The following is a 12018-nucleotide window of genomic DNA, read 5'->3' as shown; positions in this document are numbered from 1 at the left end:
TCTCAAGGGTGTTTAACACCATAACAAACAGACGTCGGACCTAAGGTCTGATACGGCAACGAAGCCCGGACTCTGACTGCAGCCATGCAGCACAGAGCCGGGCTTTTTTTATTGTGGCTCTTTTTAGCACCCGCCCAAAAAGAGCTGCGGAGGATGGGGTGATGAAGCAGCATAAAAAAATTCTGGTGGTAGGTAATGGCATGGTTGGCCATCATTTTGTCGAACAGCTGCAAGCCGCGGCACCACAAACTCAGATCACCGTGCTTTGTGGTGAAGCACAGCTGGCCTATGACAGGGTGCATCTGTCCAGTGTGTTTGACGGCGGCAGCGCCGCTGCGCTGGCTCTGACCTCTGAGCAGCATTATCAACAACTTGGGGTTGATTACCGGCTTAACTGCTGGGTTGAACGCATTGACCGGAGGGCGAAACAGGTCTGCAGCCAGAGCGGCGAATCTTTTAGCTACGACAAGCTGGTGCTGGCCACAGGCTCTTATGCCTTTGTCCCTCCGGTGCCAGGTAAGGATCAGGCCCATTGCCTGGTGTACCGGACTTTAGACGATTTAACAGCCATTGCCGACAGTGCCGCTCAAAGCAAAGTTGGGGTGGTCATTGGCGGTGGCCTGCTGGGGCTGGAAGCGGCCAATGCGCTGAAAAAACTTGGGCTGGAAACCCATGTAGTGGAATTTGCGCCTCAGTTGATGGCTGTCCAGCTCGACCTGGCCGGTGGCACCATGCTGGCTGATAAAATCCGTCAATTGGGTGTCACTGTTCACTGCAATAAAGTGACGCAACAAATTACCGCCGGTGTAACGCATCGTTATCAATTGCAGTTTGCCGACGGAGAGGTACTGGACACCGATATGGTGCTGTTTTCTGCCGGGATCAGACCCTATGACCAGTTGGCCAGGGAGGCTGAGCTCAGCGTCGGTGAGCGGGGCGGTATTGTGGTCAACGATCAGTGTCAGACCTCAGACCCGGCCATTTACGCAATAGGTGAATGTGCCGTCTGGCAACAAAAAATCTATGGCCTGGTGGCCCCTGGTTACCAGATGGCCCGGGTGGTGGTCAGTCAGCTGACAGGCGGCTCTCAGACGTTTAGTGGCGCCGATATGAGCACCAAACTGAAACTGCTCGGCGTTGAGGTGGGCTCAATAGGTGATGCTCATGGCCGCAGCAGCGGTGCTTTGAGTTACGTATTTACCGATCCGCGCCAGCAACACTACAAAAAGCTGGTGGTCAGTGCAGACGGCAACAAGTTATTGGGCGCTGTGCTGGTGGGCGACACCAGTCAGTACGACACCTTAATGCAGTACGTGTTAAATGACATGGTGCTGCCGAAACAACCCGAAGCGCTGATTTTGCCACAAAGCGCTGGCACTGCGTTGCCTGAATTGACGCTGCCGGCCAGCGCCACTATCTGCTCTTGCCACAATGTCGCCAAAGCCAATGTGCTGGCCGCGATGGAGCAAGGTTGTGGTGATTTGGCCAGCATCAAAAACTGCACCAAAGCGGGCACAGGTTGTGGTGGCTGCGCTGCCTTACTGAAATCTGTGGTGGAGGATGAATTAAAAGCCCGTGGCGTTGAGGTAAAAAACCATCTGTGCGAACACTTTGCTTATTCACGGCAGGAGTTGCTGCACCTGGTACAAGTCGGACAAATTAAAACTTTTTCTGAGCTGATGCGCCTGTATGGCAAAGGCTTAGGCTGTGATATCTGCAAACCGGCCGTTGGTTCCATTCTCGCCTCCTGCTGGAATGACTATGTGCTCAAACCTGCCCATGTGGGTCTGCAGGACACCAACGACACCTTTTTAGCCAATATGCAAAAGGATGGCAGCTACTCTGTGGTGCCCCGTATTGCCGGTGGCGAAATTACGCCGGACAAACTGCTGGTGATAGGTCAGGTGGCCAGGGACTTTAACCTGTACTGCAAAATTACCGGCGGCCAGCGTATTGACCTGTTTGGCGCCCGGCTGGAGCAACTGCCTCAGATCTGGCAGCGGCTGGTCGACGCCGGATTCGAAACCGGCCATGCCTACGGCAAATCGCTGCGGACTGTGAAATCCTGCGTCGGCAGTACCTGGTGCCGTTATGGCGTGCAGGACAGTGTTGGCCAGGCCATTGCCATTGAAAACCGCTACAAAGGCCTGCGTGCTCCTCACAAAATCAAAATGGCGGTATCGGGTTGTACCCGAGAATGCGCGGAAGCGCAAAGCAAAGACATTGGTGTGATTGCCACTGAAAACGGCTGGAACCTCTTTGTCTGCGGCAACGGCGGCATGCGTCCCCGTCATGCTGATTTATTTGCCACCGACCTCGATACCGACACCCTGATCCGCTACATCGACCGCATTCTGATGCTGTATATCCGCACGGCTGACCGCTTGCAGCGTACTTCGGTCTGGCTGGAAAAACTTGACGGCGGTCTGGCATACCTGAAGCAAGTGATCATTGATGACAGCCTGGGCATTGCTGCTGAGCTGGAACAACAAATGAGTGCCCTGGTGACCAGCTACGCCTGTGAATGGAAAACCACGCTGGAAGACCCTAATGCACTGAAACGCTTCCGTCAGTTTGTCAACAGCCCGGAGGCGGACGGCAATATTGTGTTTGTGCAGGAACGCGAGCAAATCCGGCCCGCCACAGCCGCAGAGAAACAACAATGGCAACAACACATTCCGGTGTTAGAACTGACAGAGGAGAACTGAACATGGCCTGGACCCCAGTATGTACAAAAGAGGATCTGGTAGAAAACAGTGGTGTCTGTGCGCTGGTCGCCGGTCAACAAGTGGCAATTTTCCTGCTGCTGATTGAGGGCGAACAGCGGCTGTTTGCTGTCGGCAATTATGACCCTATTGGCGGTGCCAACGTGATGTCCAGGGGGATCCCCGGCTCCATCGGCTCGCAACTGGTGGTGGCTTCCCCATTGTATAAACAGCAGTTTGACCTGACGACGGGCCAGTGCCTGCAGCAACCCGAATACCGCCTGCCTTGTTATGCCGTCGGGCTGGAACAAGGCATGGTATCAGTGTTCAGTGAGCCGCTTTGCACTGAGCAACAGGCCAGCGCCGCCTGAGGAGTCAAGCATGAACTTACTGAGTTACTTACGTCAGCGCCCATGGCCTGGTCTGAGCGGTCTTTTCGACTTTTCAGCTGCACAGGACCAAAGCCGCTGCGACATTCCTGAGGCCGCGAAGGGGGTTTATCTGATCGGTACCGGGCCAGGCGACCCGGAGCTGTTAACGGTCAAAGCAGAACGTTTGTTGCGCCAGGCTGATGTGGTGCTGTACGACGCGCTGATCCCGACACCACTGCTTGGCTTGTTGCCAAGGCGCTGCCGGCAGATTTATGTAGGGAAAAGAGCAGGGCAGCATGCACTGAAACAAACGGAAATCAACAGGCTGCTGGTGGAGTACGGCCGTTTGGGGGGCGTGGTGCTGCGTTTAAAAGGCGGCGACCCGTCGATTTTTGGCCGGGTCTCGGAAGAAGCCGTCGCACTGGAGCAAGCTGGGCTCAGTTTTGCCATAGTGCCCGGTGTCACCAGTGCCTGCGCCGCTTCGGCCTATTGTGGTATTCCGCTGACATCGCGCGGCGTTGCCAGCTCAGTACAGTTCCTTACTGCTCAATTTGCTGAACCTGAACAACAGCCAGACTGGGCGGGTTATCGCTACAGGCCTGACGGCCAAAACCCGACCCTGGTGGTTTATATGGGCCTGACTCGTTTGCCCTTGTTGTGCAACGGTCTGCGCTCCGTCGGCTGGCCTCAACACACGGCCATTGCCTTACTGGATAAAGTCAGCACGCCAGAACAGCGACAGCTGATTGGCACACTGGCTGATATTCAGCAAAAACTGCAGGCCCAGCCACTGCAGGGGCCAACTCTGATTTTGATTGGCGACGTGGTGAAATTACCTATGGCGGTCAGCTCTGCACTGGTGCATCAGCAACTCAGCAAACCGTAACTTTGTAGCCATCACAGGCCAGATCCTGTACTGAACGAATTTAACCATAACAAAGGACAAGAGATGACGAAGCTTTACCCTATAAGCTGTTGCCTGCTGCTGGCCGTGCCGCCACTGCAGGCTGCACTGCCTGATCCCACAGTGAATTACCAGTTTCGCTATCGGCTGGAGACTGTGGAACAACAAGGGCTGGAAAAAGATGCTGCCGCCAACACCCTATTGTCCCGGCTGAGCCTGGCTCAGCCTTTAGCAGAGGGATGGTCAGCTCAGGCTGAAGTGGACTATGTCGCCGCACTCGATCATTCCGGTTATCACGACAGTGTCAACGGGAAAAGCCGTTACCCTGTTATTGCGGATCCGGACGGCGCTGATCTGAACCAGTTGTTTTTGCAGTTTCAGCAACAGGGCCACAGACTGAAAGTCGGACGTCAGCGCATCAACCTTGGCAATGAACGTTTTGTCGGTGGCTCGGCCTGGCGGCAAAATGAACAGACTTTTGATGCGCTGCGTTATCAATGGCAGCAGAGTGCGGAGCTGAGCCTGGATTACAGCTATATCAGTAAGGTCAACCGGGTTTTTGGCAACAAACACCCCCAAGGCGACTGGTCGGCCAGGGTGCATCTGCTGCGGGCAGATTATCACCCCTTACCCAACCATAAACTGGGCCTGATGTGGTTGCAGCTGGACATCGCCGATGCAGCGGCACAGTCCAGCCAGACCGCCGTGCTGGACTACAGCGTCAGCCAAAGTCTGTCGGCCCGCAGTAAACACCAGTTCAGTGCCAGTTACGCCCGTCAGCAAGACAGCACAGACAATCCGGCCAATTACAGCGCTGATTATTACGCGCTGGACTGGACACTGTGGTACTCACAGTGGTTGTTGGCGGTTGGCGTGGAACAGCTTGGCACGGATAACAGCGTGCCGTTCAGCACACCGCTGGCAACTTTGCATAAATTTCAGGGCTTTGCTGATAAGTTTCTCAGCACGCCAGCATTGGGGGTGCAAGACCGTTACCTGAAGTTGGGCTATCAGTGGCATCTGTTCGATCTGCAGAGCCACTACCATCAGTACAAGGCCGCCGCAGGGGATCAGGATTATGGCACTGAACTGAACCTGCAACTGAGTTACAGCCTCAGCAAAGAACATCAGCTGCTGCTGAAATATGCAGACTATCAGGCCAAGCAACTCTTTACCGATACCCGTAAGTTTTGGTTGCAATGGCTGGCCAGGTTTTAAAAGAACACAGCCCCGCCTGTACCGGCCGGGGCTGGCCTGACAGAAGCATTCGTTCCGTCAGTGAGCCACTAAACCCAGGATCACCAGCAGCTGCAATACACACAACGCCTGCCAGAAGGCCAGAGGATGTTGCTGCATCAGACTGACCGGCTTGATAAAGTCTGGGTTGGGATGACGAATGTCGTACAAAAATTCCGACAGATGCTGATAACGTTCCTGCGGGACAGGCTGCAGGGCCTTTCGCAGGGTATGGTCCAGCCAGAGTGGCACTTCAGGCCGGTAAATCCGAACCGACTGATAAGTCAGCTGGCACTGGGCTTTGCGTGTTTTGCAGCGTGCCATGGCCGGGCCATAAGGAAACTTGCCAGACAATAAGTGATAGCTCAGCACGGCCAGTGAATAAAGATCAGAGCTTTCTGTACCGGCTTCACCAAGAAAAAATTCCGGCGCAGTGTAAAGCGCAGTGCCAGGAATATCGCCGGCAACTTCCTCAGCACTTTCCAGCCCGGCTAAGCGGGCTGCCCCAAAATCAATCAATACCGCATTACCCTGATGGTCAATCAGCACATTTTCCGGCCGCACATCCTGATGCAAAATTTCCGCTCTGTGCAAAGTTTGCAAGGCCCGTCCCAGTTGCTCTATCAGTTGTCGCACCTGCTCCAAAGAGGGCTGTGGGTGGTCAAGCTGCCATTGCCGCAGGCTTTGACCGGGCACATAATCAAACAGGCTGTACAGCGCAGAGCGGGGTTGCTGCAATGCCGCAGCTTTTTGCAGATGCTGGCTTTGTACCCGGCGCGCTATCCATTCTTCTCTGAGCAGTTTATCCAGCAGTTGGGGCTGTTCGGCCAGTTCAGTCGAAGGTGCTTTCATCACGTAAAAAGCCCCTGTGGTTTGCTGCTGCACCAGATAGACAAAACTGCGGCTGTTTTGCTGCAACACCCGCACCACCTGTAAGGCATCGAGGCTGTCGTTGCAACTGAGCACGGGGGGAAGGGGCAGCTCATCATGCTGCTGATAGGGCTTCAGCGTATGCGAAGGCAACTGGTCAATACGGACCAGTTGCAGCGTAATGTTGTCATCTGTCCCGGCAGCGAGTGCCTGCGCCGCCAGTTGTGCCGCCAGCCTGTCCAGATCGTCGGTGGCTGTGTTTAAAGTCGCGGTTAAATCCTGAGGTTCCAGCCTGTCAAACAAACCGTCAGTGGCCAGTAGCAGCAAGTCGCCTTGCTGTAACATCAGGCTGTTTTGCTCCGGTTTCAGCACTGCATTCATACCAAGCGCCTGGCTCAGGTAAGACAGCTGGCCCTGCCAAATCCGGTGATCGCGGGTCAGCTGTTGCAGTTGCTGCTGACGGAATAAATACAGACGGCTGTCGCCTACATGAAGCCAAAACGCCTGATCCTGTCGCAGGATCAGTGCCGTAAAGGTGCTGACATAGCCTTTCTCTGGTTCGTGAGCAAACGCACTGTTCTGGTTTTGACCACGCAACCAGTGGTGACAAGCCTGAACGACCTGCAACGCACTGTGGGGGACAGACCAGGCGTCACTGGTGCAGTAGTAATCCTGCAAAAAGCTCTGCACCGCAGTTTCGCTCGCCACCTGACTGACACTACTACTGCTGATACCGTCAGCAACAGCAAGCACTATGCCTTTGGCTGACAAGGCGGCGCCTTGTGGGATGCAGGCGCCATAACAGTCCTGATTCTGCGCTTTCTGGCCAGCTGTTGAATACTGACCAAGCCGAACCTTTAAACTCATTTGGCACTCACCATGCCTGAGCTGGTCTGCAGGTTGCTTAAGTGGCGTTTGGGTGCCGTTTTATAGTGCGTGCTGTACAGCGTCAGCCCGGTAAAGGCCAGGCCGCCTACCAGGTTGCCTAATGCGGTAGGAATTTCATTCCAGATAAGGTAATCCATCACCGAAAAATCACCGCCCATCATCATGGCAAAAGGAAACAAAAACATATTGACAACAGAGTGTTCAAAACCCATAAAAAAGAACAACATAATAGGCATCCACATCGCAATGACCTTGCCGCTGACATGAGTGGACACCATGGCGCCAACCACGCCCATCGACACCATCCAGTTGCATAACATGCCTCGCAAGAAAATGGTCAGCCAACCGGCCGTGCCATGTTCGGCGTAACCCAAAGTACGGGCTTCACCGACGCCCGCCAGTTTTTCCCCTACAGGCCCGGCTTCGGTATGAAAGCCCATCGTCAGCACAAAGGCCATCATGGCCGCAACGGTCAGGGCGCCGGCAAAATTGCCACAAAACACCAGGCCCCAGTTGCGCAATATTGTCTGAACTGTCACACCAGGGCGACGATCCAACAAGGCCAGGGGCGTTAACATAAAGACACCGGTCAACAAGTCGAATCCCATCAGGTACAACATAATAAACCCAACAGGGAAGAGTACAGACCCCAATAAAAATGAGCCGGTCTGTACTGCGACTGTCACCGCAAAGACCGCCGCCAACGCCAGAATGGCACCGGCCATATAAGCGCGTATCAGGGTGTCACGGGTTGACATATAAATTTTACTTTCACCAGAATCGACCATTTTGGTGACGAATTCAGTTGGAATTAAATAAGCCATTGTTTGTTCCTCGCAGTTGCCTTTGCCCAGTTGCCGTTTTACGGGCATAAAAAAAGCGCCCGGACCTGCTGTGGCCAGCCGGTCTCGGACGCCTTTGTCCTGAAGCTTGTTGTGATGTCGTTCTCAGTTTTGCTTACGCTGTTTGATGCAGCAAATTTAAGGCCAATGATTACAGGTAATTGATAATTAACTAAATTACCAAAAAATAAGTGAAGGATAACTCAGATATAACCCAGGTTTTGAGCCATAACTGGGCATAACCTGCACCAGAATTGCCCAATAACAGCCCCGGGCCAGAACTATACATCGGTGCTTCGCTTTGCCACCGTTGGGCTTGGCTACTGTTTTGAACAAACTGGAACGGCCATTGCTTTGAGGTTGTGACGGATTAGGGCAGGGCACCATGATAAGTTCAGACACCTTTCAATTTTTACTGGCGGCAAAGCGGGCGGAAATTAAAGTATTACACCAGTTGGCCGCCAACTGTCAGCTGGTCACTTTTGTCAGCGAACTGGTGCATCAGCTGCAGCGCGAACGGGGGATGAGTAATGTCTACCTGGCGTCAGGTTCTGAACTGTTCCGGGCTGAACGCCAGGCTCAGCTGGTCCATGTAACACAACAAGAGCAGTTGCTGCGTCAGGCGTTGCAGCAGCATTATTTGCATAAACCCGAAGCACACAACAGCAGCCGTCTGCTCAGCGCCGTGTCTATGGCCTTGCTGGGCATGGATGATTTAGCCGAACTGCGTCAGCAAATCAGCCAGCAGAAGATCAGTGCGCTGGCGTCGACCCAAGCCTTCAGTCGACTGATCCATGCCTGGCAAACCCTGGTGTCTGAAGCAGCCGACATCGCCAGTGACGCTGACATCTGCCGTTTGTTGGTGGCGCTGCAACATTTGATGCAATGCAAGGAGCTGGCCGGACAAGAACGGGCCTGGGGCAGTATTGGTTTTGCCAAAGGCAGCTTCAGCGTTGACCTGATCCAACGGCTGACCGATCTGGAGCTCGCCCAGTTTCAGGCCGCAGAACAGTTTGTCAGTGCAGCCCCAGCAGCCTTAGCCCAAAGCTGGATAGCTCAGGAAAACACACAGGGAAGCCAGGATTTGGCGCATTTACGCGGAATGTTAAAACAGTTTACCGGTCACGACTGCACTGTGCCGGCTATAGCTGACATCTGGTACCAGTTAGCCACAGACCGCATGGACCACATGCAGCAACTGCAGGTGCAATTAACCACCCAATTGCAGCAGCAGGCTCAACACAAACTTGCAGACGCCAGACAGCAGCTGGACTTGTATCAGCAGAAGGTCACCGCCAGGCAACAACATAACAAAGCGCAGATCCGCAGTATTTTATTCGATCCTTCAATGCCTGGTTTGTACGGCGATGCGTCAGCAATACAATGCCGGCTGGAACAAACGGGCTATTCATCTTTGTATCAACTGCTGAATGATCAGGCGGCTTACATCAACCGAATCCAGGCCGAACTGGCAGAAGTTAAAGCAAAAGCTGACGAACAGCACCTGCTTAAACGTGCCAAAATCTGGCTGATGCAACAACAGAAGCTGACCGAACCCGCAGCACATAAGTTATTGCAGCAACAAGCAATGAACCAGAACTGCACCGCAGTGGATATCGCCAGACAGCTGCTGCAAAAAACCAGACAGAAGGTGGGAGACTGAAGACGGCTTCCAAACAGATATACTCCCATAATGAATTTAACATAATGGAAATTAAGCGATATTAAATATACGCCTTAAAAAGTAGCACTTTTCCTGTTCCAGACCACGCACAACTCAGGCTGCCTAATCCAAACCCTATACATAGAGCTATAGCCAGTGCGGTGCTACTCAGCTTTTTTCCAGGCTACCCCAAGCTGATTTGATCTCAGGATGCTTGCTTCGTTCTTCATTCAGGTTTAGGAGAACCCATTGCGCGTTCAAATTACATGCCTTGGCTATCAGCAATGCTTGTTCGTCTGTCAGCTGACGTTTCAGTTCAGACAATCGTCCAGACGAAAGCGCTGGTATTTCTTTCGACGCTTTTTTGTCACTCCAGATTTTCAGTTTGTTCTTGTAAAAATTTCACGCTGCATCTCCGCACGCTGACCTATGAGGCTACTCCAGCTTTATTGTGAGTGACAACCCGATCATTACTGAATGATATCACTCAGAAAGCCGAACAAAAAGCCAATGCAGGCTAACCCGAAATGTTGCGTATGACGCACCACTTGGCTATGATGCGTATAGCGCAACACTGTTGCAACTCTAACAGCTGGCGTAATTTGGAATGATAAAGAGCTTTAAGCACAAAGGACTGAAGAAGTTTTTTGAAACGGGGTCCACCGCAGGGATTGACCCGAAGCAGGTTAAGAAACTCAGCACCCGCCTTGCGGTTCTGGACTTGGCGAAAGAAATTAACGACGTGGACCTGCCCGGCTTTTACCTGCACCCGCTGACAGGAGACCGCAAGGGCCTATGGTCCATCACGGTGACAGGTAACTGGCGCCTGACGTTCGAACTGATTGATGGCGATGTGTATATCGTGAACTATGAGGATTATCACTGATGGCAACCATGTTTAATCCGCCGCACCCTGGGGAACTGATTGAAGAATCGCGTGAAGCCTTGGGGATCAGCATCCGCCGACTGGCACAGGCACTGGATGTGAACCCCTCTACCCTGACCCGATTAATTAACGGTCAGGCGAATATGTCGCCGGAAATGGCTATTCGCCTTTCTGCCGTGTTGGGCAGTTCAGAACGGGTCTGGATGGGAATGCAAGACGCCTATGACCTGTGGCATGCGAGGCAGAATGTAGACCTGAGCAGGCTACAGAAACTGAGCGTTGCCTGATAAATAAGCGGTTTGGTGGCAGCGGGAAAAGGGGCCCCTCTGGGGAAAAGGGTCCCGATGCTGCCAAACCAGTGCTTGTGGCCCAGAAAGGCCACGGAAGCGCAGCGACCCACCAAGGGGCGACCGCCCCGCCGAAGGCGTAGCCTTCATCCTGCCGAACCGCTCTTTTCCAAAAGTGAAACTTTAGTGTAGGATGGTCCCGACTTCAAAAAGGAATTTTGACGATGCGCCTTACTACTTTCCTGCTTTTCATCAGCGCCTCAGTTTGGGCACAAGAACCATACCTTCGGATTGAAAAAATAGACCCTGACGGTAAGAGAACAGTGAGGGAAACCCCGAAAAAAAAATCTACAAAGCCTACTCCATTGGTAACAATGACTCCGCGTGAGCGCGAATTATGGGAAGAAAACCAACGTCTAAAAGCTCATATCCAGAAACTGGATAAACAACCCTTAGACACATCCAGCCCTTACATTACCGAAAAACAACGCTACTTAGCGCTGATTGTTGCGAAAATTCAGAAAAACTGGACTGTAGATGATGCAATGCGTGGTCACGAATGCAGCGTGAATATGCAACTGTCTCCAACAGGCGATCTTGAAAGCGTAACGCCTCTTTCAGGAGACCAGCGGTTGTGTGATTCTGCTGTTAATGCCATCAAAAAAGGCAGCCCATTCCCAATGTCATCAAACCCAGAAGTCTATGATGCTCTGCGCAACTTAACGCCAATTCTTAAACCTGAGCTTAGATAACTAATATTTCTGAAGGATTTGCGATGAATAACTTGGTGAGTAAACATTACACAGTTTTTTGCGAGTCATTTGCGGATTTGAATCTTATGCAGAGGGTGATTCATAGTTCTTTCAAACGTGAATTTGAAGTGCTTTCAGAACACGAAAAAAGAAATGGTCCATCAGACATTATGAGTACTGACGCGTTTTTTTTCCAAAACCCATTCTCGGGAAACACTGAAAAGTACGCATTCAGAAAGACATCCATAAGAAAACTAATAGAATTAACCGCCATCCACAAAAATACACAGTATTGTTTGTAAACGCTGTCTATGTAGATGTTTTTCCGGGAGAAGAAAATCAACATTTACATTTAAAGCTGAAGCATTTTCATAAGATCTATCCCACCATGCTGGAATACGTAAAAAAAAATGCCTTTGATGTCCATCTTTTATTTGCTGTATTACTTGCAGAGCGGCTTAGACACGTCATTGTTCATAAACAAGGCTTAATAGGTGACTTAGAGTTTTTTACAAAGGAAGTATTCAAAAAATCGGGGTTATCTGACAGATGTCAAAAAGAGACTATAAAATTTTCTGTGTAAGTGGCTGTTTATCATAACGATATACGGTCAC

10 protein-coding genes are annotated in these 12018 nt (G+C 52.1%); 8 read left to right on the top strand and 2 right to left on the bottom strand.

Annotated elements, in window-relative coordinates; translation table 11 throughout:
- The first annotated feature begins 161 nt into the window (after positions 1 to 161).
- The 4 genes from nirB (at position 162) to WKJ04_RS14275 (ending at position 5198) form a co-directional block, all read left to right on the top strand.
- Positions 162 to 2708, top strand: coding sequence for a nitrite reductase large subunit NirB (nirB, locus tag WKJ04_RS14290; RefSeq protein ID WP_337881035.1), 2547 nt, complete (start codon positions 162 to 164; stop codon positions 2706 to 2708).
- 2 nt (positions 2709 to 2710) lie between these two features.
- Positions 2711 to 3076 (top strand): nitrite reductase small subunit NirD, encoded by a 366-nt coding sequence (nirD, locus tag WKJ04_RS14285; RefSeq protein WP_337881034.1) that lies wholly within the window; start codon positions 2711 to 2713, stop codon positions 3074 to 3076.
- A 10-nt stretch (positions 3077 to 3086) separates the two neighbouring features.
- On the top strand, positions 3087 to 3962 hold the full coding sequence (gene cobA / locus WKJ04_RS14280; RefSeq protein WP_337881033.1) for a uroporphyrinogen-III C-methyltransferase: 876 nt from the start codon (positions 3087 to 3089) through the stop codon (positions 3960 to 3962).
- Positions 3963 to 4025: 63 nt separating this feature from the next.
- On the top strand, positions 4026 to 5198 hold the full coding sequence (locus tag WKJ04_RS14275; protein ID WP_337881032.1) for an alginate export family protein: 1173 nt from the start codon (positions 4026 to 4028) through the stop codon (positions 5196 to 5198).
- Between the two features lie 57 nt (positions 5199 to 5255).
- Here WKJ04_RS14275 and WKJ04_RS14270 read toward each other — a convergent pair whose 3' ends face one another.
- Positions 5256 to 6953, bottom strand: coding sequence for a protein phosphatase 2C domain-containing protein (locus WKJ04_RS14270; protein WP_337881031.1), 1698 nt, complete (start codon positions 6951 to 6953; stop codon positions 5256 to 5258).
- Entirely contained in the window at positions 6950 to 7798 is an 849-nt protein-coding gene (locus WKJ04_RS14265; RefSeq protein WP_337881030.1) for a formate/nitrite transporter family protein, read from the bottom strand. The genes WKJ04_RS14270 and WKJ04_RS14265 overlap by 4 nt, the downstream gene beginning before the upstream one ends.
- 403 nt (positions 7799 to 8201) lie before the next feature.
- Between WKJ04_RS14265 and WKJ04_RS14260 the strand changes: the two genes are divergently transcribed.
- The 4 genes from WKJ04_RS14260 to tolA all read left to right on the top strand — a co-directional run bounded on the left by WKJ04_RS14260 (position 8202) and on the right by tolA (position 11404).
- Positions 8202 to 9479: a nitrate- and nitrite sensing domain-containing protein gene (locus tag WKJ04_RS14260; protein WP_337881029.1), complete on the top strand. Its 1278-nt coding sequence runs from the start codon at positions 8202 to 8204 to the stop codon at positions 9477 to 9479.
- Positions 9480 to 10086: 607 nt separating this feature from the next.
- Positions 10087 to 10365, top strand: a complete 279-nt coding sequence (locus WKJ04_RS14255; RefSeq protein WP_337881028.1) for a type II toxin-antitoxin system RelE/ParE family toxin — start codon at positions 10087 to 10089, stop codon at positions 10363 to 10365.
- Positions 10365 to 10652 (top strand): HigA family addiction module antitoxin, encoded by a 288-nt coding sequence (locus WKJ04_RS14250; RefSeq protein WP_337881027.1) that lies wholly within the window; start codon positions 10365 to 10367, stop codon positions 10650 to 10652. Before WKJ04_RS14255 ends, WKJ04_RS14250 begins: the two co-directional genes overlap by 1 nt.
- Positions 10653 to 10876: 224 nt before the next feature.
- A complete protein-coding gene (tolA, locus tag WKJ04_RS14245; RefSeq protein WP_337881026.1) occupies positions 10877 to 11404 on the top strand; it encodes a cell envelope integrity protein TolA in 528 nt (175 codons plus the stop codon).
- Positions 11405 to 12018 lie beyond the last annotated feature (614 nt).

This window comes from Rheinheimera sp., from assembly GCF_037442345.1.
Lineage (GTDB): Bacteria > Pseudomonadota > Gammaproteobacteria > Enterobacterales > Alteromonadaceae > Pararheinheimera.
Note: the sequence above shows the minus strand (reverse complement) of the source record. Positions and strands in the feature narration are given on the sequence as shown.

Coding starts and splice junctions, on each gene's coding strand:
- WKJ04_RS14275 (WP_337881032.1), top strand. CDS start 4,026: ATGACGAAGCTTTACCCTATAAGCTGTTGCCTGCTGCTGGCCGTGCCG.
- WKJ04_RS14260 (WP_337881029.1), top strand. CDS start 8,202: ATGATAAGTTCAGACACCTTTCAATTTTTACTGGCGGCAAAGCGGGCG.
- WKJ04_RS14265 (WP_337881030.1), bottom strand. CDS start 7,798: ATGGCTTATTTAATTCCAACTGAATTCGTCACCAAAATGGTCGATTCT.
- WKJ04_RS14270 (WP_337881031.1), bottom strand. CDS start 6,953: ATGAGTTTAAAGGTTCGGCTTGGTCAGTATTCAACAGCTGGCCAGAAA.
- nirB (WP_337881035.1), top strand. CDS start 162: ATGAAGCAGCATAAAAAAATTCTGGTGGTAGGTAATGGCATGGTTGGC.
- nirD (WP_337881034.1), top strand. CDS start 2,711: ATGGCCTGGACCCCAGTATGTACAAAAGAGGATCTGGTAGAAAACAGT.
- cobA (WP_337881033.1), top strand. CDS start 3,087: ATGAACTTACTGAGTTACTTACGTCAGCGCCCATGGCCTGGTCTGAGC.
- tolA (WP_337881026.1), top strand. CDS start 10,877: ATGCGCCTTACTACTTTCCTGCTTTTCATCAGCGCCTCAGTTTGGGCA.
- WKJ04_RS14250 (WP_337881027.1), top strand. CDS start 10,365: ATGGCAACCATGTTTAATCCGCCGCACCCTGGGGAACTGATTGAAGAA.
- WKJ04_RS14255 (WP_337881028.1), top strand. CDS start 10,087: ATGATAAAGAGCTTTAAGCACAAAGGACTGAAGAAGTTTTTTGAAACG.